Genomic DNA, 20,010 nt, shown 5'->3' with positions numbered 1-20,010 from the left:
TAAATCAAACTTGGCTGTAAACGGCTTTGGCTGATTCTATTGTGAGTATTTTTTGTACTAAACTTGGGACGTCAAGGATAAGGGCGACTTCACCGCTACCTAAGACAGTTGAACCGCTTATGCCTTGTATATGGCTAAATATATTACCTAGAGGTTTAATCACCGTTTGAAATTCACCCACAAGTTTATCGACAGCTAAACCGACCTTACTGCCAAGGTAAGAGACAACGATGACATTTTCACGATTTGGGGTATTCCCCCCTAAGTTAAACATCCGCCTTAGGCGGATAAAAGGCAGGACTTCTCCTCTGAGGTTAATGTAACTTTGCTGGCAGTTAGCGTTAATATCTGAGTTTGTTTCGTTTAATTCAACACACTCAAGCACCATATTTAACGGTATAACAAAGGACGAATTTTCAATCTCGACGAGAAAGCCTTCAATAGTAGCTAAGGTTAAAGGCAGGCGGATGCTAAAAATCGCCCCCTTTCCAAAGGCACTTTGCACCTCAACGGTGCCGCGAAGGGCGGTTATATTACGTTTGACGACATCCATACCCACACCGCGGCCTGATAAGTTAGTCACGGCATCAGCAGTCGAGAAACCTGGTTCGAAAATAAGGTTATTAATTTCTTTAATATCAATAGCTTCACCATCCTTAATTAGGCCTCTATCTTGAGCTTTTTTGAGGATTTTTTCATGATTCAGACCAGCACCATCATCTGATACTTCAATCACTATCATGCCCGAATCGTGATAAGCATTAAGGCAAAGTCGACCTTTAGGAGGCTTTTGTTTTTCCATGCGAACATCAGGCGCTTCAATTCCATGATCCATAGAGTTCCGGACCAAGTGCATTAATGGGTCGCTAATCTTTTCAACAACGGTTTTATCTAATTCTGTTTCGGCCCCAGTGATCACGAGCTCAATATCCTTACCTAACTCTTTAGCAACATCACGAACCACCCGCTGAAAACGGTTAAAGGTGACGCCGATTTGCACCATACGTAGCTGCAATGCAGCGTCTCGTACTTCTTCTACTAGGCGAGTTAGTATTGAGAAAGACTCAATCAAGATGCGATCTCCAGAATGCTGGGAATGAAGGCTAGAACTTGCTCCGGCAATAACTAGCTCACCGACCAGGTTAATTAGCTGATCCAATTTTTCGGCATCTACCCTAATAGACTGAATTTCTATCGTTTTGACTTCTCTGATTTGATTTTGCTTGACGATGGCCGATTCCAATACGGGTTGAGGTGTTAAGCCATTATTGACGACGATAGACCCGAGAGGCATATTAATTGACTGACTCTTCAGATCTCTTTGAAGTCCCAAAGCGTATTCAAGTTCATTAGGGGTTAATGAACCTGATTGCACTAAAATTTCACCTAATTGAAAATCTTGCTCAGGTAACGCTTTAATAAGTGCAATATAGTCACTGATACAACTGCTAGGGGGCAGGATATGGACTTGGCTATCGTCGCGAATAAACTCAAATGCCCCTTCAATCTCTAGTTTGTCAGCTTGACTATTGAAGTTGATCTCATAACCTAGATAGCAGGTTTCTGGATCCATCTCAAAGGCACTGGGGAAATTTGGAAATAAAGTGGTAATAGACTCTATCTTACCTAGCGTAGCTAGATAACGTAAAATGGCTAACGGATCCATACCAAAACGGAAAGAGTCTGGATGGTAACGAACTGAAATATGCCAATTATCACTTGTAACTTCTGGACTATTGACTCTTTCGACTGCAGCTGTAGCCGTTATTTGGGTACTGACAATAGGCTGTTCCTGTGTAGTGTCGGTGCTACCTAGTTCACCCATGGTAGTTAAGGTTTGTAGTAGAGCTTTACCATTAAGCTCATCATATTTGGTCTGACTAGTTTTATGCTCGACGTTATCTATGAGTAAACTAATATGGTCTTTACAATTTAAAAGTAAAGATGTGAGCTCCGTATTAGGTTTGATTTTACCGTCACGCATTTTATCGAGTAAACTTTCGACTCCGTGAGTGAAGTTGACAACGTCATCAAGCGAAAAAATACCTGCCGATCCTTTAATTGTATGGGCTGCACGAAAAATACCACTGAGGCTTTCATTCTTATCTTCTTCTTGTTCTAGATTAAGTAACAGGGATTCCATTTCGTCTAGCAGTTCTCTACTTTCTGAAATATACAGACCTAATACTTGTTCGAGCTCATCCATCGCAATATCCCTATTCCTTAATTACAGTGCTTAGTCTCTTGTTGTCGTTCTACTGTCGAGTTATGACGATAGGATCATTAAACCAACTGACTAAACCCAGTATTTCAAAGGCTTCAAATACAGTTTTACTGTGATGTATTAAGGTAAGATTATGCTGGACGAAAATTTGTTGTTGCTTTGCCATTATCAGGAGTTGTAATCCTGCAGTATCAATATCCGTGACGGCAGCTAAATCTAACTCTAGGTCCTGACTAGCTCTTAAGGCGCTAATAAATTGGTTTTTTAATTCCATTGCATTGTTTATCGTCATTGGCCCTTCAATACGAGCAATGCATCCTTTTTCTGTTTGTGCAAATGTTAGCATGGTGGTTAAGTCCTTTTAATTAACACTGGGGTCGTAAAGTATTTATGTAATGAAACCTTGGGTTATTAAATTATAAGAATTAAATTAACTTGGCTACAGCCACAATCATTTGTTGAGGTTGAAAAGGTTTAACTACCCAAGCTCTGGCGCCAGCAGCTTGCCCTTCAGATTTTTTTCCGGTCTGAGATTCAGTTGTTAACATTATGATAGGAGTAAACTTATGAGCTGAAAGTTTTTTAACTTCTTTTATCATGCTAATGCCATCCATGTTTGGCATGTTAACGTCGCTAATAATTAAGTTAATTTGGTTGCTGGCTAGCTTTTTGAGGGCATCGACGCCATCACAGGCTTCCACTGTTTTATAACCAGCTCCTTTAAGCGCAATACTCACTACTAGCCTTAAACTTGCTGAATCATCCACTATCAATATTGTTTTAGCCATTGTATCTCCCACATCCTTATTATTATTTTGATACTAATGTTCTCAGTGCTTTCAGCATTAAAAGAAAGTAATATTTTCAGTTACATGAAGTTGCTTTTTATCTGAGCCATGATTTTTTCGCTGTTCGAGCATTGCGTAGCCTTTTTCCATTTTAGTTAACCAATGGTTGAGATCTTTATCGGTAAATTCTTGTCCGATTTGTAGGTTATTATGTGCTTGATTGATGGTCAGGCTTAGCTCTTCAATACTTTTATTAACTTGAGTTAAAATCTGGCTAGTCCTATCTTGAAATTGCAAAGAGACCAACATTTCAGCTATTTCTTGTTGTATATGCTGTCCTTCTTGTTGCATGGCTTGTTTAGATTTAGCTAAATCATCGACAGTGGCTGAAAAGCTAGATAAGACTTCTTTTATTGTATGCTCGGCCCTCGCCATTATGCCATCATCATCTTCGGAGGCTTTTTCCGCCAAGGAAAATGCACTATTGACTGCAGCATTTATGACATTGACTTTTTTAGTCATATTTTTACCAGTTTCGCTCGATAATGATGACAGTTTTCGCACTTCATCGGCTACTACGGCAAAGCCTCTCCCTGTTTCACCAGCTCTAGCCGCTTCGATGGCGGCATTGAGAGCTAGCAAGTTAGTTTGCCCTGCGATAGCATCGACTTCAGATGCCATATTTTTTAATTGATCAGTGTAGGTGGTCAGCATACGAACTTCATTTAAAATGGCTGCTCTATCGTGTTGAGTGGCTTGCAGTGAGGCTATTACGCTGTGAAGAGATTGTTCTGCGGCAGTAAAAGTACTCTCAATAGAATTTTTTTCATGCTTATCGTTGCTTAAATCGTCATGAATGGGAAAAACGTGACTTAAACGATCAACTAAACAGCTAAAATTATTGGCAAGATCTGTTGTTGCAATTTCTGTGTGCGCTCTGGTTGTTTCAATCTGACGGCTCCAAATAGGGAATACTTCGACACAGAGCTTGTCTATATTGCTCATGATTTTCTTAGAATTAATTTCAGTTGTAGTGTGAGATTGCTGCACGATAAGTTGTGCATTAATTGAGCTGAATGATTGTTCTACCCAATGGCCAGAGAGCAGGCCTAACCCAACTAAGAGTAGTGCACTGATAGCGATCCCCAAGGTAATTTGAGAAAGTGATAATAAAAGAATACTACCAAGGATCCCCAGCACTGGCGGGTAAATATGAACTCCTGTACGCATAACGCTCCTTGACCCGGTATCAGTTATATTCTTGTAAAAAATAGTATGTTTGCCAAAGTATTACTACATCGAGACTGTTTATGACGCTTTGTTAACAACTTGGCATCAAATTGTTAACATTACCACTTAAATATATCAGAGATTTTTTTATTTGCAAATAGCCACTAAAATATTCCTAATGAATCATAGTGTTTGTTTATACGAAATTTTCTTTGTGGGATAAGGTAATGTCAGCTTCTTGAATAACTGTAGATAATGCTCTTTTAGCATATCATTACTTATGGCCTACATAGCATCTATGGCATTTGATCTAATTATGGCTTCAGATTTATCGCAGATAAATTATGCGTAGAGAGGATCAACAGGTTTAAGTTAAATATATTTTACTTTTGTAGGGCGTGGTGAGTTGTATGAGAGTATAAGGTCAAAGGTTAATATTACCAGTTTGTATTCTGGATATATAACAACGGTAAATTAAAATAAGGTTTAATAACTAGATTTTCACATGACGAATAGGTTAACTAGATTTTTTGGTTATCTTGGTTTGTTTCTTGTGGTTTGTTGTATACATTAGTTGTTATTTTATTTAGAGTATTCGGGGATAAAATGTTTTCGTTCACTGTAGCGTTCTAGAGTCTAAACAAGAGTATTTCAAGTACCTATTAATCTGCTAGCTAGAAAAATAATAAAAAGTAATCTATATTAAATTTATCATAAGTTAATGGATTACATATATGACAACAAAAAAAGAATTTTTATTCGCACCAGAAACGGGAACGGATAAACAATGTAAGGAAAATAAAGTTGGCTTTTTACCGTGGAAGATATTGAGCGTTGAAGGCGATCTTAGTTACCAACAGGCGCTTTTGCATGGATTAAGAGGCCTAGTTATACAATCAAGACCTGTACAAATTTTGACTGTGAATTCTACTGAAAAAGCTGCTGAAATGTTAGTAAAGCATGAAGATATAGCTGTTATTTTACTTGATGCTATTATGGAGAACGATGATTCAGGAATACGTCTAGTTGACACAATTAGGAACGTGCAAGGGAACGCATCCGTTAGAATAATCTTATTAACCGAAAAACCAGATTCTACTTCCCGTAAATCCGTTATGGAGCAATACGACATTGATGAATATTGGAATAAATCTGAAGTTCAGTTTGAACTTTTAATTACCGTATTAACCGCTCATATTAGAACTTGGGAATCCCTTCGAGATCTTAAGCAAGCGTGTTTAGGCTTACAGATGATTGTAGATGCAGCAAGAGGCCTTAACAGCCTTTATGATATATCATCATTCACGCATACTGTGTTAACTGAAATTGGACGAGTTATTGATACGACACCTCAAGGCATTGTATGTATTTCAAAGCTGAAGAAAAGCTGTTCAGATGATGCTTCATTAGCCGTGGCAACTGTGACTGCAGCGACTGAAGATTCTACTAATTTTATAGGTCTGCCTTTTGACAAAGAAATCCAAGAAATCTTTGGTAAAATCAGTTCTAAAGCACTAGAAACGCAGACTCACCAGTTTGATGAATATCATTCAGCACTGTATTTTGAAGGTGATAATAATCTTGCTGAATACTTTATTATCCTCGTTCAAAGTAAAAATCCATTATCAAGTTATCATATTAATTTACTCAAAGTATTTGGTGAAAATATAAGTAGTGGTTTTACTAATATATCGCTAATCAATCGTTTAAGTCAGCTGGCTTATCAAGATCCTATGTTAAAAATCCATAACCGAAATTGGTTACATAGGGAGATAAAATCTATGAGTAAAAAAAATAAAGGTAAAAGTGAATTGCTAATATTTGATGTTAATCACTTTACGTCGAGAGTACTTACTTTTGGAGAAGAGCATGCAGATGAATTAATTAAGGGGTTATATAATGCTATTAAAGAAATATTTTCAGATAAATACTTAATCTCTAGAATTGAAATAGATACTTTTGCAGTCATTTGTACTAAAGTGGATTCACCCTCAGAAAGCGCACTTAAATCACTAGTCAGTAAACCTGTAGTTATTCATGGTGTACCACATATTTTAGAATTGACAATAGTCCGCATGAATATGAATTTCCTTATTGATTTTCCGCCAGAGAAAGTTTTATACCTCGGGCTTAGTTCGCTTCATATCGCAAGGGAAAAATCTAAATCAATAATACATTATACCCCTGAATACCTTGAAGATATTAAATCTGAATCAATGATGATGTTTGATCTACGAGATGCTATCAAGAAAGGTGACTTATTTGTAGTCATTCAACCTAAAATTAATATGACTAATATGAAGGTTATAGGTTTTGAAGCATTATTGAGGTGGGAATCAGAAAATACTAATATCCCTCCATCTGTTTTCATTCCTATCGCTGAAAAGTCGGGTTTAATTACCCAATTAGACAGTTTTGTTTTCACAAAGTCAGTAGAAATAGCCAATTTATTCAGTGATTTAGGTTATGATCTTCCTATTTCGTTCAACACAACCTGTGACGACCTTAAAGACCCCCTATATATAGGCAACATTATTTCTACTGTCGAAAACGGTCTAGTAGACCCATCATTACTTGAAATTGAAATAACAGAATCTCAAGCCATGTTAGATTATGATGAAATAAATCCTATATTATTACAGCTAAGAGACATTGGAATTAAAATCAGCATAGATGATTTTGGAACTGGTTACTCATCTCTGGCGCATATTACTCGCTTGGCGGCTACATCAATAAAAATTGATCGGTCGTTTATAACCAATATTGAAACTGAAGAATCTAGTTACCGTGTCGTTGATATTATTATTAACCTTGCCAATAGATTCGGTTTTTCTGTAATAGCCGAGGGTATTGAAACAAAAGGTCAAATGGAAACTTTATTACATCATGGATGCCACATTGGTCAGGGATATCTTTTTGCAAAACCGATGACCTTAGTTACAGCAATCGAATGGCTAAAGACACAGGTTACATAGAGTCCAGTACTCATTATTAGACAACTCCCCCTTGTGTCAGGATTGTTGTCGCCTCTACTTTTTTAGTTACAGGAAATTAAAATGAAGAGAAACTTCAATGAAAAACTTATCCACTACTCGACATCAATTGACTCAAAACCTGAGGGATCCCCACGAATTTAATAGCATGCTTGTGGATCCTTGATTAACGATTGTAGCGTCTTAATTCCTGCTAGTCCGTGAGACTTCAGTAGCCTCAAAGACTTATCTTTGTAGGCCCTTAATCCTATAAATTGGTTTGAGAGCACGTTGCGATGCTTTATTGAGTTAGCTTGATATTGCCTGTGCTTATCAGCTGATTTTACTGCCAAACCAAGCAGGTAAAGTATAAATTGTGATAAGCAAGCTATGAGCAGGAGTACGCCTAATTTACGGTGAATCCTTGTTCCGCTATCATTCATTTTTAACCCTGTTTTAACCCTGTTTTAACATCTCTAAAACTCTCTTCTATCTGCATCCTCGTCGAATAAATTTTAACGACTCTTTTAGCAGCATCTCTTCTACTGCATAGCGATGTTGCCAGTAACCACGGCTCTTTTTCTCGCTCGGCACTTGTTCGTGACTGTTTACTCCGTCTAGCTTTATCACCTGTAGCCACTTTGTCTTTTCGCCCTTTAGCGTTGCGTTTAAAAATCACTAAGCGAGATTTAAACGCAGTTTGCTCACCTAAGTAATATATACCCGTGATCATTGAAAATGCTTGATTTTGTCCCAAATGGGATCATCATAGCCCTATGAAACAAATTACACTCTCGCCAGAACAAAAAGTAGCATTGGAAACTCGACATAAAAGCTCGAGTGATAGGCGTGAGTGTGATCGCATTAAAGCCATTTTACTACGCGATGAAAATTGGCCAACGCCAATGATTGCCCAAGCGTTACGTATTCACGAAACGACCGTAGTTCGATACATTGATGCCTATGCTCACGACCAAAAACTCACGTGTAATAGTGGCGGCTCCTTAAGTTATCTGAGTCAAGAGCAAACTGAACTCTTGATTGCACACCTGTGTGAGGTGACCTACTTGCATAGCCATCAAATAGTCGCTTATATCTCAGAACAATTTCAGATTAAGTACACAGTGTCAGGCCTCAATAAATGGCTGCATAAACATCAGTTCAGCTATAAAAACCCTAAAGGGGTTCCTCACAAATTTGATGAAGACAAACAAACGGCTTTCATTGAATATTATGAGCAACTAAAATCCTCGTTAACCCCTGATGAACCGTTATTATTTATGGATGCGGTTCATCCGACCCAAGCCACAAAAATCACCGCTGGCTGGATAAAAAAAGGCGTTGATAAACCGATAGAAACGACGGGAAGCCGAACCCGTATTAACGTGGTTGGTGCAATCCGACTTGGTCACTTAACAGAAGCGGTCATTGAGCAATATAGCAAAACGGTTAACGGTGCATCCATCATCGATTTTTTAAACCAAATTAGAGCGCGTTACTCAACAAGTGGTGTTATCCATTTGGTGCTTGATGGCGCTGGATACCATCGAAATGCCTTAGTGGTTAAAGAGGCTAAAAATCTGAATATAACATTGCATTACCTGCCACCTTATAGTCCAAATTTAAACCCAATAGAACGATTGTGGAAGGTAATGAATAAGCATGCGAGGAATGGGCAATACTTCGCAACGACAAAAGAATTCCGACGAAAAATCACTGACTTTTTTAGCATCACCCTCCCCGATATTGCCGATACACTCGGTGATACAATTAATGATAACTTTCAGAAATTAAAACCTGCAGTTTGAATTCACTTGAGTATATATCAACGAACAAAAGATTGATATTAACGCCACTATTCACACCATCAGTGGTTACTCCGCTCACGCAGACCAACACAACCTCATCAATTTTGTTAAACGCATGCACCACAAACCTAAACATATTCGTATTGTTCATGGCGATGATGAGGCTAAACAAGCGTTGGCCTCAGCATATCAAGCATTGTTACCCATGGCAGAGATTGAGATCGGTAAAGCGTAACAACACCAAACGGCAATCAAAAACAGTTCACCGGTGAGATGACAAGTTAATGACCAAATTTAACTCTGACACCTGCGTTAGCAATAAACCCATCATTACGTGACCAGATATCAGTAGTCCACTGGCCGCCTGGCGATCTATTAGGCAGTAACATAGGATGTTCATCGGTTTGTTTTACATCGAGTAAGTTTTCTAAGTTAATAAACCAACTGACTCTGCCAACAGTAATTTCGCCCATTAAACCAAGATGCCAATAAGGATTGGTTTCATCAATATAAGGGTTATCGTTAACGTTTTGAGTGCCGGTATAATAAGCTTCAAAGCCCGCTCTAAAATTGCCATGTTGCTCCCACATAGCGACAAAACCACCAGAATGACGTGGTGTTAAGGCAATGGCTCTTCTGCCGTCCCCGTCGGGTGACACTTCAGTTGCATCTAGATACAAGTAACTTGCGGTCAACTTAACATCGCCTAAATAGTAACGCAGCAACACTTCAGAACCACGGATCTGACTTTCGCCGGGTGCATTAACCAACCTAACAGCGTCTAAGGAACCATCGTTATTGACAGAGAAAGCCTGTAAACCCGTGACGTTATCTACATTCGAGCCAAACAAGGTCAAACTAGTTTCCACATCATCAAAGGTATAACTAACATCAAGCGATGCCGTTTTAGCGCGCTCTTCTTGTAAGTTGTCAATTGGTGCTAACCTTGATAATCCTGCAGCCTCAATCTCTTCAACAAACGGTGTAGGAGCAAAGTACCCTTCCCCATAAGAGCCTCTTATGGTTAAGTCACTTGGGCGATAAAGCACCGACACTCTTGGGCTAAATTGAGTACCATATTCACTGTGATCATCAATGCGCGCACTGTAAGAAGTGGTGATTTGGTCTGTCAGCTCATAATCAAGTTGAGCAAATGCACCCGGCACTTTATAAGAATAATCAAACTCAGGAAAAGTCTCAGAGGCAAAGATTTCAGACTGATAGGCTAAACCAACAACCCAATCACTGTTATCGGTATAACCTGCGATGCTATTTTCAAGCAAATAACTCTCGTGTTGATCTTCTTCTATATCGGCACCATAAACATGCACATGATCTTGTACCATCGCCGATGCGCGAGTATTAAACGTCAATGACTCTAATAACGGCATACTAAACACAAGGCCGCCATCAAGCCTGTCTGAATCTTGCGATTGCTCAAACGAAGTTCCATCAGCGACCGTATTATCACCTAAAGTACCGCCAGTACGCTGCTCGGTCATAAACCCGCTAGTCACATACAGTGTTTGTCCTTCTTGTCCTTCCCAAAATAATCGAGGACGTACAGTGTATCGCTCATAACCTGCCAGATCGATCCAGCCGTCATTATCTATATCTTGCTTGTCTTGATAATGAGCACCTGCCGTCACCGACCCTTTTACATTCTCGCTCAATGGTGACTCAAAATAGGTGGTCACATCCTGACCATCGCGCGTGGTTGCATTGACCAACACTTCACCGCTTAATTCATCACTAGGCGTTCGAGACACAAGGTTAATTACCCCGCCGAGTGCTGAACCACCATAAAGTGATGACGCCGAGCCTTTAATAATTTCAACGCGACTTAAATCAGTCGGCGGCACTTGCAACAAACCAATCGATCCTGCTTGATTACCGTACAGCGGTAGACCATCGGCCAGTAATTGGGTATAACGACCATACAAGCCTTGTAGGCGAATATTAGCACTGCCTAACGCAGGTGAAGTTGTTTGTAATCTTACCCCACCCGTTTCTGCCACCAGCATAGAAATATTACCCGGTCTCATCGCTGCTTTTTCTTCAATCTCTTCGCGGTTAATGACCTCAACTCGAATAGGTTGTTCATCGGCAATTCGCCCAGAGCGAGTGGCTTGTATGACAATGGTTTCCATTTCATCTTCGTGTTCAGGCTCGTGTTCATCGACATCCGCTTTTGGGGCATCATGCTCAGAATGTTCATGGTTTTCAGTGTGGCTCTTACTGTCATTCTCACTGTGATTTGCACTCTGTCCAGACGTATTTATCGACTCATCCACCACACTGGCTTCACTCACCCCAATAACACCTAGCGACAAAATTAATGACGCCGCGGAATAACTCAACATACAACTTCCTTTTAACAACACATTACCGAAAATGATATGCTTAAGCTTAAAGGTTACAGCCACTGGAAGGTCAATATGAAAATAAGTGAATTGGCATCAATTGCCCAGGTATCGGTTAAAACCATCCGATATTATGAGCAAATTGGTTTACTCTCTCCGCCAATCCGTACCAGTAATGGCTATCGTCATTACCAACAAAAAGACATTGAGACATTGGTGTTTATAAGGCGATGCAGAGAATTAAACATAGGACTCGATGACATCAAGCGCTTGGTTGATACACAACAAGACCCAAAATCGTCGTGCGCACTAGTCGACAATATCATTGCCGAACAACTTGCCCGCATTCAACAAACCCAGCGAGAGTTGGCATTACTAGAACAATCATTAGCGGCACTCGCGAGCTGCTGTAAAAGCCATCAGATAAAGGATTGCAGTATTTTACAGACGCTGAAATCGGCTTAGTTTGAGTTAAAAGAGTACCTCATTGATACCGTTAGCAAGGGCGATGGGGTAACCCAGTGAACATTAGCAATAGGTGTTCGCCTTTTCGGAGCTAACGATTTTCGATTTTCCAGCATGTTGAAAACGCTATTTTGTTAACTGAGTGAGGTGCTGAGATAACGATTTTCCACTATGTGGAAAACGCTATTTTGTTAACTGAGAGGGTGTCGTGAGATAACAAATTTCGATTTTCCAACATGTGGAAAACGCTATTTTGTTAACTGAGTGAGGTGCTGAGATAACGAATTTCGATTTTCCACTATGTGGAAAACGCTACTTTGTTATCTGAGAGGGTGGCATTGGATAACGATTTTCGATTTTCTGCTTTGGGCTTTTTGAGGACAATCTAGCGCGGAACTCATCGTGGAGCGGGTGGTGAAGCACCTAATGAAGACTCCGAATAAATTAGCGCAAACCAACCTCGTTATCGACAATATCATTTGCAATAACGAGGCGGACCATACATTTTTGTGTCTGTTGTTTAAGTTAATTGCCAAGGTTCTCTAGGTATTTAACGAACGGAGCAAAATCACCTTTGTCAGCTTCCTTAAGGCAAGAGATATAAGCTTTGCGCTCTTCGCTCACTTTCTCTAGGTTGCCCTCTGCCCAGTTAAGCGGTGGCTCTTCTAGTAAAACCATGCGAACAACATCGGTAAATATACGCGAGTGCCTGCCGTTACCATTTGGGAAAGGGTGAATCTCAACAAGCTTGTGCTGTATGCGAGCGCTGAGCTCTAGATGTGAGTAGTGTTTGAACTTTACCCAGCACTTAGCATCTTCTAGAAAGTTGTGGAGCTTGGGCCTGATTTGGAAGGGATCACAGCCAATGCTTAACTCTTTGTTTCGAGTGGCCCCAGCCCAGGTCCATACATCACCAAATAGGTGCTGATGGAGGGCAAGAACGAACTCAGCCGAGAAAATAGAATCCAGCGTTAGGCCAGAGATACCACTAACCCATTGCTGGCCTGCTAGTATATTGGATTGTTCAAGTTCGTTAAGTTGTTCTCTTGTTGTTACGTGTGGGTGTTTCAACCCTTCCATATCATCTGGATCAAGCGGTGTAGCAGCTTCTGGTTCATCAATAATCAAAATACTTTGTCTTCCATATTTTTACCCCATAGCTTACGCCCACCGGCACGCATAATTTCTTCGGCTAGTTCATTTATTAAGATATTTTCTTTCTCTTTGCTAACTGATTGCGCCTCTAGAAACATATTTTTAGATGCTTTCTTTACTTCTATTGTCGCAATCATCAGCGCACGCTCTTGCATTATGTCAGAAACAGCCTTTTTAGGTTTTAGAGTGTATGAGAAGTCACAGTCTAGAGCTTCAGCCAGTTGCCTTAACTGATTTAGAGTTATGTCGCCATCAGCCTCGCGCCTTTCAAGGACTGAAATTCTATTTCTTGTCATGCCAGCTCTATCTGCTAGCTGGGCGCCTGACATATCCAGAGCTTTTCTTACTGTTCTAATCCAGCCCTCTTTAGGTATTGAGGGGATTAGCGTTCCCTTAACTGCATCAACCAGTTCTCTGTACTGTCTTAAAACCGTTTTCTTAACGGGTTGTTGCTTGTGCGGATTGCTTCGAAAAGAGTACATAGTAACCTCGTTTTCCATTGTTTATGTCTTAAGCATAATCGAAATTAGATACACTTTCCATTTTGCGTATTTCAATATGATGACACAAATTTGATATTAGTATCACATAATAGATACGTAATATTTTGTATTGCATTTGTTTTGATTACAGATTAACAGTAAATGCATCTTAATTAAGATACATATTTTGTTAGGCGTATGAGATTATAGATACTAATTATGATTTTGTATCTTAAAAAGGATACATCAAATTAACTATTGTAATTGGATTAAGATACAAAAAACCACTTAATAGCGGCCTTTTTGTGCTTGAAGGCTAGCTGAGGTGAGTAGCTCGCGCAAGACAATGAGGTCAAGTGTTGCCTCTTATCACCCATTACTTTTTGTATTTTAAAATCAGTAACCCCCCCCAAAAAACACAACTTGAGCCGTAGCTCACATTGGGGCGTGCGACGTGAGGTCGTATGAAACGCTGTTCACCGCTTTTGAGTGAACCATCTGTATCACCAGATGAACCTAGGAACAATGGTTAAAGTCTGGCTTTATGGTTAAAGGGCTGTTTTCTCGACATATTAGATAAATAACAACTTCGGGGAAATCCGTTAGAAATGAACCGCTGAGAAACCAGTATGATACTTTAATACTTGGTATGGCACTTTATTACTCGACCACAGTTAGTCGATACCCACCTGCCGCCTCAATAAAAAGTGAGAAATTTTTAGCGTGACCATCGGTTGCCGCTAATAGCCAAAACAGCACCTGAGACTTCATGAAGTTAACTCGATCTTGCTCTGAATTGGTGGAGCCTAATAAAGATGACATAATCTGCTCAATATCGGGACCGCCGTGGCTTTCATATTTTCTCGCTAGCGGAATGTTTAATGCTTGGCAAAAGTCCTCTTGGGGCAAACGCATAATCCATTTACAGTAGATGATGCCCGTGGCGTTGAGTCTAGTAAAGACAGGATGCTCAGCAAAGAGGAAATTCACCGTTGGCCTCTCTCTTTGTATAAACAGGGGCATAATATGGTACTGCGGCCAAAACCAGTTTTTACCTTCACCTCGGGCAAACGCAAAACCCGCTGCTGACGAGGTGGGTGTATTGCTGCTTAGGGTGATTGACGCTAACTAGGCGAGTTTGGCTATCACATGTTTGTACTACAGAAAGGGGCGAAACGGGACGCCCTATTAAAGTAGATCTTTGAGCCGGTTTAACAGCGCTTTACGGCTACTATTAGCCACAATGAAGCATTTGAAACTCTGTTCAAAAGCAGGACGATCCCCTTTGAACTGATAGGCTTCGTTCAGCTGATGCAAATCGCGTGATGCCGCATCGTAACCACTGGCGCAAGTTCGATCCGCTTGCTCTTGTGTTTGCTGCCAGCAGCGCTCACGCTGATTGTAGAGATCCGTCAACATCTTCTCTTTTTCCGCTTTTTCAATCGCCATTTTTTTTGCGAGCGCTGCGGCTTGCTCCTGCTGTAATTGGCTTTGAGCTTGTTCAAAGTAAGAAGAAATCACGTCGGGGGTTAACCAATACTGATAGGTTTCGTCTTTGTTGGCAGATTCTTTTCGCGTCATCGCTAAGGCTTGATGACGGGTTAGCTGGCCTTGTTCAAAAAGCGTGCTTAATAGCGTGTTTTTCTCCGCTTCCGTGAGATTATGCAGCCACACATCATACTGAAATTGGGCTTGTTTTGCTTGGTGACGTGGTTGTTCGTTCAGTACCATCGCAAGTGCTTTAACCCAAGCTAAGGAAATATCATACAACGCAGAAAAAGCCTGTAATTCCTCACTAAGATGCTCAAAATCGAATTGAATTAAAGGTATTTCCTCAAGTTCGTCATTACAATCTAACGCTTTGAGCCACATAAAGTACACAAGGCGCCAATTACCTTGGATTAACTCGCTGCGTAAACCAGCTAAATACTGGAAAAAGTCGTTAGCATTTTCATCGTCAAAATATTCATAATACTCCTCGAGGGAAAAAATCAGCAATTGCCATTCTTCACTTTCGTGTACATGAAACCCATCACGTGAAAAACCAAGTAACGCATCAGGAAGAGTTCCTGCTGGTAGCTTGATGTAAGCATCGATTGTGCCCCAATCGGCATAGTAAAAACCAATGTCGAAGTATGTTAACATCAGCTCAGCGGGTTCTGCCTTTAAGTCACTGTAGGTGTAATACACCTGAAAGGACGTAGCGCTGATCTCAGCGCGGCTTGAAACGGTTCTGAGTGATTGGCGTGCCTTAGCATCCAAGTACCCATCCAATAGCTCGAATTTATAGTATTGATATTCGCTCACGATGACCTTGCTATGCGTTAATGGTGAATTGAAAGGTGTGTTTTAACAAAGGCTGTACCTGAACCACTCTGGCGACGGGTTCAGCGTTTAAATAACGTCTTGGGTCAATGGTCACAAATCCCCAAAACTGTAAAAATCGCTCAATAAAACGTGATTCAATGAGTATGCTTAAACTTCTTTCTGGCGAGAAGTCATCTTCCGTAGGGAAAGACTGTCGTAAATCGGGGAAAGCCGTCATAACCTCTTCAACCAGCTGATCCACACTGTTGTGGCTTTGAATACGCCACAGCATGAACAACCAAAAGGGTCGCAAGTCGATATCGTATTCAAAACCGTCCAAATACTCCCAGTTATATTTGCTGATTGCAGCTTCTAACATAGGTTTGAAAAATGCTTGTATACCTTCGGCCTGATACTGTTTTTGCGCTGATTTTTTCACATGGTAGCGGCCGCTGCGTCGATAAATAATGCCACTAATTTCGGCTAGCACTCTGGTGTAGTGCAAAGCATTAAACTTATCTTCGTTACTACCTGCAAACTCACTGATACTAATGTGACGCTCGAATTGAGCAACGGCAAACTCAGGCAATAACTCACTGGCCTGTTTGACCAATTTAGCCGGTAAGTTGCCTTTGCTCGTGGCTTTGAATGATCCATCTTGCGCCATGGCCTCATCAAGAATGAGAGCTAGATAACGCATCACCGGGCTGGCCAACAGCTCATATGGTGTGCTGATTGTCACCCACTGTAATTCATCGAAAGGCGCATAAAGCCAATTGGCCATTTGCGTTGGTGTCACACCACAAAAATCGGGATGAGGTTGATTATTGCGATCCTGGACTTTGTGCTGTAAAGCAGCGTTGAGTTCATCAAGGCTCAAATTTGGTTTCATTGCCAGCATGGCGTCGACATCATCAAAGACTTGGGCATGTTGTTTGGAGAGGCTGCTCATACAACAACGTTTAAATTTTTTACCGCTGCCACAATGGCAAAGATCGTTACGACCAAGCTTCATTGTTGTGTCCCTTCTTATTATTGTAGAAAAAGCACTGCGTTTTCCTGTTTGCGCTGCTCCAATGTCTTAGCAATCGCAGATACTGTCGTTTTACTGGTCCCTTGTTGCTGTGCAAGATAAGTAAATTGGCTGAGTGCTTCAGCAACTTCTTCAATAACTTGCCTTGCATCACTCCAATTCGAAAAGCCTGCACTGCTCGCAAGTTTTTGCATCACCTTAATCGGTGGCGCTTTGCCATAACCTCCGAATGCAGTGGCGTGTTCGTTAAATGGATGTGGGCTGTACGTAACATCGTAAAAAGGTGCAGGATTCCATTGGCCATCATCAGCTTGCAAAAACGCCCAGTTTTTACTGTGGTCGTCTTGGTTAGACGACAGTAGATTAAAAATGGCGCGGCGAAATTGCAGTTGCCCAGCGGCTGGAGATTTACACAGCTGACGGCTGGCTTTGATCAAGTCAATGTAATCTAAACTTGGCGTTCGAAAGTCTGTATCCAGCAGCCCGCAGGCGCTGTGCATATGCAAGCGGCCTGAACTGCGCTTGCTGCTTAAATGGGTCTGTTCAGTGACGTAATCAAAACGCTTGAGCGCCAACCAAGCAGGCGCACCGCTTGTATTTGGTGCTTCAATAAGTTGCCAAATTGGCGGTTGGCACTTTGCTTGCTCGGCCATTTGCAAATAGACCGCCTCACACAAGCCTTCTTCATGACCGAGCGCTAGATTTTTCGAGGTAAACTTAATCAGCCAAGCTTCATCACCGGATTGGGCTACGGTTCGACAATGCTGAGTTTCCCCGGCAGGCATATAAATCTGCGCCTTTGGTCTTGCTCCACCCGAACTCCCCCCAGCGACTAATGCGGCCAACACTTGTTGAGTATGCCCATCTAAATCATCGTTGTTGTCATCCATATAACCTGACATTGAAGAATCGAACAGCGTTTGTGCTTCTAAGCCCAAGGTTGCTAAATCAATATCAGCGTGCGTCGAGGTTGAAAACTCAGACTCCGGAGAAAAAGACAGCGCCCCCATGCCTTTATCACCAACAAAGGCCAGCCTGTCCATCGCTGTTAATTGATTAGGCAGAATCCCTTTTTGCCGAAAAATACGATCTTGTAACAGCATGCCCCAACCATCGGGCAAACAATCCCCAAATACGCCATGCACACCTTGATGCGGTTGTTTAGGTGCTGCTTGAACTTGCGTATGAGCTTGTAAAGTAAAAGGCGATAAATTGCCAAACTGCTGCAAATAGCTGTCTGCATACTGAAAAAAAACGCCTTGCCGGTTCTGAGCCAAGACCCCTACCGATACCTGCTCACCTGAGCTTAACGTGCGGGTTACGGTGAGTTTTTGAATGGGTTTAAAACTCATCTTTTAGGACCTCATCAATGCTAATGGGGGTAGCAACGCGCTCTTTGTTAGGTTGCGTGAGCTGATAAAGCCTATCCAATGAGTCGAGAGTCTGCCAAAGCAACAGCAATTGGCGAAATGAAATTTGCCCTGTCAGCTCGAATTTCTTAATGGTGGACGCAGGCACGCAGCTGCGTTCTGCCAATGCCGTTCGTGATAGTTTTGCGCGTTGGCGTAACTCACGCAAATAAGCAGCATAGGCTTGGCTCACATCGGTATCATCAAGTAAGGTAAAATTCATCCGCAACGACTCAGTGGATACAGTTATATCCATTGTAGCGGTAAAGAAGCAAAAATAGCCACTATTGTATCCATTAATAGAAAAGGTATTGAAAATTTACTCGATAAAGCCTTTCAAAACGGCTATTTTTTAGCTCTAACAGCAAAGTGAAAACACCACTGTTTTTCGTACTCATAACCAAGAAGCTCCACTAAAATTGAGTAAAAGCCATAGGCAAGTGGTGGGCAAACAGGCATTTTTGAACAGTTTCTTTTCGATAAGCTAGTGACGCATTATTAGTGACGGTATAGCTTTTATTCTGGCAGCCTTACAGACTCCCCCAAGTCGGCTGGTTTAGCTGAACCCAGTTTTTCACACTCTAGGTCTACTGGAAAACAAAAAAGTGATCGTCTTCAATGTTATTGAGCGATCGGTTTCATGTTATTACGCAGCATAAAAGCATTGCTAGGACACCAAGCCATTATAGATACGCTTGGCTCTGATATTACAAGTAACCTGCAAGTGATCCTGTTAGATAAAATGTACGGAGATCTCAGAAACCAGCTATCTCATGGGTATATGCCTGCATCAAACTATTGGGGAACTGCTCCGAAGTATTTATGGTGGCTTGCTCTTCACATTTTAATGCTGCCTCTCGCGAGGCATTGGAAAGAAAACTACAAAGTAGAAGAGGCTGTTGAGTAATCTAATGCAGGCAGTGCAGCACAATGCAGGCAGTGCAGCACAATGCTCTCCCTACTTTATTCAGGAAATATCCCCTATGTCTTGTCCTTGAAAAGCTCCAGCTCTCTACAAGCGATAAATCCTCTCTTGACAACTCATGATACCCAGCGCTTTCAACCTTTCCAGTAATGTCATAGCAAGTGTCATTTAGTAGAGTAACAACGTGATCTCGCCCCACATTAATCAGGGCTTTGGCTTCAGGAAACAGAGCGGCCAGAAACTGGTGAAATTGGTAACACCCACCTTCAAGAAATATGGTTTCAACATACCTATCAGTCGAGCGTAAAGAGCTAATTACCCCCTCAATTTCCATGTGCCTGTTTCCTTTGTCAGTGCTTGGCTTTCAATGGGTACTTATCAGGGTGTTTAATACCGTCCATAGATAAGTCCACATCAAGATCTGGCCAACAAAAACCATCTCGACCTTGCTCTTCAACATTAAAGACGGCGCTTACAGCCGCATCCTTAAACCAAGGAAAGGCTTCAAAACTTAAGAAGTGCTCCTCCCCTTTAGCAAACAGCCAAAGACCATGGGGAGTAACTCCCAAGACCTTAGCCAAAGTGTTTATTCCAAGCTGCTCTGATTTCATCTTCGTGATCCTTAACGCTGCGCTCAAGTTTAGAAAGCTCTTTAACTGAAAGGTGGTAGCTGCTGGCTAAGCCAATTTCAGGTTCTAACCAGAACTTTGCCTCGCCTTCATGCCCTACGACATGAACATGCATTCTTGCTTCTTCATTGGAAAAAAAGAAGAACTTAAACCCTCTTTCTAGGTAAATTGCTGGACTCATCTGTACGCCTTATCTGATTAACTTAAAACTATTATGAGC

General features: G+C 41.2%; 18 protein-coding genes and 3 pseudogenes. 5 read left to right on the top strand and 16 right to left on the bottom strand.

Annotated elements, in window-relative coordinates; genetic code table 11:
• Positions 1–4: 4 nt before the first annotated feature.
• From EGC80_RS11150 to EGC80_RS22695, 4 genes are all read right to left on the bottom strand, one after another.
• A complete protein-coding gene (locus EGC80_RS11150; protein WP_124013284.1) occupies positions 5–2,206 on the bottom strand; it encodes a chemotaxis protein CheA in 2,202 nt (733 codons plus the stop codon).
• A gap of 49 nt (positions 2,207–2,255) precedes the next feature.
• Positions 2,256–2,570: an STAS domain-containing protein gene (locus EGC80_RS11145; RefSeq protein WP_124013283.1), complete on the bottom strand. Its 315-nt coding sequence runs from the start codon at positions 2,568–2,570 to the stop codon at positions 2,256–2,258.
• Positions 2,571–2,649: 79 nt separating this feature from the next.
• Positions 2,650–3,012 (bottom strand): response regulator, encoded by a 363-nt coding sequence (locus EGC80_RS11140; protein WP_124013282.1) that lies wholly within the window; start codon positions 3,010–3,012, stop codon positions 2,650–2,652.
• Between the two features lie 57 nt (positions 3,013–3,069).
• Positions 3,070–4,242 carry a methyl-accepting chemotaxis protein gene (locus EGC80_RS22695; protein ID WP_124013281.1) on the bottom strand — a complete coding sequence of 391 codons (1,173 nt, stop codon included), beginning with the start codon at positions 4,240–4,242 and terminating at the stop codon, positions 3,070–3,072.
• A gap of 734 nt (positions 4,243–4,976) precedes the next feature.
• Here EGC80_RS22695 and EGC80_RS11130 point away from each other — a divergent pair.
• Positions 4,977–7,217: a sensor domain-containing phosphodiesterase gene (locus EGC80_RS11130; protein ID WP_124013280.1), complete on the top strand. Its 2,241-nt coding sequence runs from the start codon at positions 4,977–4,979 to the stop codon at positions 7,215–7,217.
• 158 nt (positions 7,218–7,375) lie between these two features.
• On the opposite strand, the pseudogene EGC80_RS11125 reads toward EGC80_RS11130, so the two are convergent.
• Positions 7,376–7,938 (bottom strand): annotated as a pseudogene (locus EGC80_RS11125) (transposase); the annotation flags it as partial.
• A 52-nt stretch (positions 7,939–7,990) separates the two neighbouring features.
• On the opposite strand from EGC80_RS11125, the gene EGC80_RS11120 reads away from it, so the two are divergent.
• Together EGC80_RS11120 and EGC80_RS11115 are read left to right on the top strand one after the other, a co-directional pair.
• On the top strand, positions 7,991–9,022 hold the full coding sequence (locus EGC80_RS11120; RefSeq protein WP_124013279.1) for an IS630 family transposase: 1,032 nt from the start codon (positions 7,991–7,993) through the stop codon (positions 9,020–9,022).
• 10 nt (positions 9,023–9,032) lie between these two features.
• Positions 9,033–9,257, top strand: a pseudogene (locus tag EGC80_RS11115) (MBL fold metallo-hydrolase RNA specificity domain-containing protein); the annotation flags it as partial.
• Positions 9,258–9,303: 46 nt separating this feature from the next.
• Here EGC80_RS11115 and EGC80_RS11110 read toward each other — a convergent pair.
• Positions 9,304–11,385: a TonB-dependent receptor plug domain-containing protein gene (locus EGC80_RS11110; protein WP_124013278.1), complete on the bottom strand. Its 2,082-nt coding sequence runs from the start codon at positions 11,383–11,385 to the stop codon at positions 9,304–9,306.
• A gap of 75 nt (positions 11,386–11,460) precedes the next feature.
• Between EGC80_RS11110 and EGC80_RS11105 the strand changes: the two genes are divergently transcribed.
• Positions 11,461–11,850: a Cd(II)/Pb(II)-responsive transcriptional regulator gene (locus tag EGC80_RS11105; protein ID WP_124013347.1), complete on the top strand. Its 390-nt coding sequence runs from the start codon at positions 11,461–11,463 to the stop codon at positions 11,848–11,850.
• A gap of 525 nt (positions 11,851–12,375) precedes the next feature.
• Here the strand turns inward: EGC80_RS11105 and EGC80_RS11100 are convergent.
• From EGC80_RS11100 to EGC80_RS11065, 7 genes and pseudogenes are all read right to left on the bottom strand, one after another.
• Positions 12,376–12,978 (bottom strand): mobile mystery protein B, encoded by a 603-nt coding sequence (locus EGC80_RS11100; RefSeq protein WP_124013277.1) that lies wholly within the window; start codon positions 12,976–12,978, stop codon positions 12,376–12,378.
• Entirely contained in the window at positions 12,975–13,505 is a 531-nt protein-coding gene (locus tag EGC80_RS11095; protein WP_233768636.1) for a mobile mystery protein A, read from the bottom strand. Before EGC80_RS11095 ends, EGC80_RS11100 begins: the two co-directional genes overlap by 4 nt.
• 654 nt (positions 13,506–14,159) lie before the next feature.
• Positions 14,160–14,408 (bottom strand): annotated as a pseudogene (locus EGC80_RS11090) (HipA domain-containing protein); the annotation flags it as partial.
• Positions 14,409–14,675: 267 nt separating this feature from the next.
• On the bottom strand, positions 14,676–15,794 hold the full coding sequence (locus tag EGC80_RS11080; RefSeq protein WP_124013276.1) for a hypothetical protein: 1,119 nt from the start codon (positions 15,792–15,794) through the stop codon (positions 14,676–14,678).
• A gap of 10 nt (positions 15,795–15,804) precedes the next feature.
• Positions 15,805–16,809 (bottom strand): YecA family protein, encoded by a 1,005-nt coding sequence (locus tag EGC80_RS11075; RefSeq protein WP_124013275.1) that lies wholly within the window; start codon positions 16,807–16,809, stop codon positions 15,805–15,807.
• Positions 16,810–16,826: 17 nt separating this feature from the next.
• A complete protein-coding gene (locus tag EGC80_RS11070; protein WP_124013274.1) occupies positions 16,827–18,179 on the bottom strand; it encodes a type II toxin-antitoxin system HipA family toxin in 1,353 nt (450 codons plus the stop codon).
• Complete coding sequence (locus EGC80_RS11065; RefSeq protein WP_124013273.1) at positions 18,169–18,459, bottom strand: helix-turn-helix domain-containing protein; 291 nt, start codon at positions 18,457–18,459, stop codon at positions 18,169–18,171. The genes EGC80_RS11070 and EGC80_RS11065 overlap by 11 nt, the downstream gene beginning before the upstream one ends.
• Before the next feature lie 417 nt (positions 18,460–18,876).
• On the opposite strand from EGC80_RS11065, the gene EGC80_RS11060 reads away from it, so the two are divergent.
• The gene (locus tag EGC80_RS11060; RefSeq protein ID WP_124013272.1) at positions 18,877–19,143 is read left to right on the top strand and encodes a DUF4209 domain-containing protein; all 267 of its coding nucleotides are present in this window, start codon (positions 18,877–18,879) and stop codon (positions 19,141–19,143) included.
• Between the two features lies 1 nt (position 19,144).
• Here EGC80_RS11060 and EGC80_RS23085 read toward each other — a convergent pair whose 3' ends face one another.
• From EGC80_RS23085 to EGC80_RS11050, 3 genes are read right to left on the bottom strand one after another with little or no spacing between them, the layout of a single operon-like run.
• A complete protein-coding gene (locus EGC80_RS23085) occupies positions 19,145–19,495 on the bottom strand; it encodes a hypothetical protein (RefSeq protein WP_443729203.1) in 351 nt (116 codons plus the stop codon).
• Positions 19,496–19,511: 16 nt separating this feature from the next.
• Complete coding sequence (locus EGC80_RS11055) at positions 19,512–19,772, bottom strand: DUF2442 domain-containing protein (protein ID WP_124013271.1); 261 nt, start codon at positions 19,770–19,772, stop codon at positions 19,512–19,514.
• The gene (locus EGC80_RS11050; RefSeq protein WP_124013270.1) at positions 19,735–19,971 is read right to left on the bottom strand and encodes a DUF4160 domain-containing protein; all 237 of its coding nucleotides are present in this window, start codon (positions 19,969–19,971) and stop codon (positions 19,735–19,737) included. The genes EGC80_RS11055 and EGC80_RS11050 overlap by 38 nt, the downstream gene beginning before the upstream one ends.
• Positions 19,972–20,010 lie beyond the last annotated feature (39 nt).

This window comes from Shewanella psychromarinicola, assembly GCF_003855155.1.
Taxonomy (GTDB): domain Bacteria; phylum Pseudomonadota; class Gammaproteobacteria; order Enterobacterales; family Shewanellaceae; genus Shewanella; species Shewanella psychromarinicola.
This window is presented reverse-complemented; position numbering and strand designations above follow the sequence as displayed.

What these genes read in the sequence shown, in the direction of transcription:
- EGC80_RS11140 (WP_124013282.1), bottom strand. Translation starts at nt 3,012, where the DNA reads ATGGCTAAAACAATATTGATAGTGGATGATTCAGCAAGTTTAAGGCTA.
- EGC80_RS23085 (WP_443729203.1), bottom strand. Translation starts at nt 19,495, where the DNA reads ATGGAAATTGAGGGGGTAATTAGCTCTTTACGCTCGACTGATAGGTAT.
- EGC80_RS11120 (WP_124013279.1), top strand. Translation starts at nt 7,991, where the DNA reads ATGAAACAAATTACACTCTCGCCAGAACAAAAAGTAGCATTGGAAACT.
- EGC80_RS11150 (WP_124013284.1), bottom strand. Translation starts at nt 2,206, where the DNA reads ATGGATGAGCTCGAACAAGTATTAGGTCTGTATATTTCAGAAAGTAGA.
- EGC80_RS11070 (WP_124013274.1), bottom strand. Translation starts at nt 18,179, where the DNA reads ATGAGTTTTAAACCCATTCAAAAACTCACCGTAACCCGCACGTTAAGC.
- EGC80_RS11060 (WP_124013272.1), top strand. Translation starts at nt 18,877, where the DNA reads ATGTTATTACGCAGCATAAAAGCATTGCTAGGACACCAAGCCATTATA.
- EGC80_RS11050 (WP_124013270.1), bottom strand. Translation starts at nt 19,971, where the DNA reads ATGAGTCCAGCAATTTACCTAGAAAGAGGGTTTAAGTTCTTCTTTTTT.
- EGC80_RS11130 (WP_124013280.1), top strand. Translation starts at nt 4,977, where the DNA reads ATGACAACAAAAAAAGAATTTTTATTCGCACCAGAAACGGGAACGGAT.
- EGC80_RS11110 (WP_124013278.1), bottom strand. Translation starts at nt 11,385, where the DNA reads ATGTTGAGTTATTCCGCGGCGTCATTAATTTTGTCGCTAGGTGTTATT.
- EGC80_RS11145 (WP_124013283.1), bottom strand. Translation starts at nt 2,570, where the DNA reads ATGCTAACATTTGCACAAACAGAAAAAGGATGCATTGCTCGTATTGAA.
- EGC80_RS22695 (WP_124013281.1), bottom strand. Translation starts at nt 4,242, where the DNA reads ATGCGTACAGGAGTTCATATTTACCCGCCAGTGCTGGGGATCCTTGGT.
- EGC80_RS11055 (WP_124013271.1), bottom strand. Translation starts at nt 19,772, where the DNA reads ATGAAATCAGAGCAGCTTGGAATAAACACTTTGGCTAAGGTCTTGGGA.
- EGC80_RS11065 (WP_124013273.1), bottom strand. Translation starts at nt 18,459, where the DNA reads ATGAATTTTACCTTACTTGATGATACCGATGTGAGCCAAGCCTATGCT.
- EGC80_RS11095 (WP_233768636.1), bottom strand. Translation starts at nt 13,505, where the DNA reads ATGGAAAACGAGGTTACTATGTACTCTTTTCGAAGCAATCCGCACAAG.
- EGC80_RS11075 (WP_124013275.1), bottom strand. Translation starts at nt 16,809, where the DNA reads ATGAAGCTTGGTCGTAACGATCTTTGCCATTGTGGCAGCGGTAAAAAA.
- EGC80_RS11105 (WP_124013347.1), top strand. Translation starts at nt 11,461, where the DNA reads ATGAAAATAAGTGAATTGGCATCAATTGCCCAGGTATCGGTTAAAACC.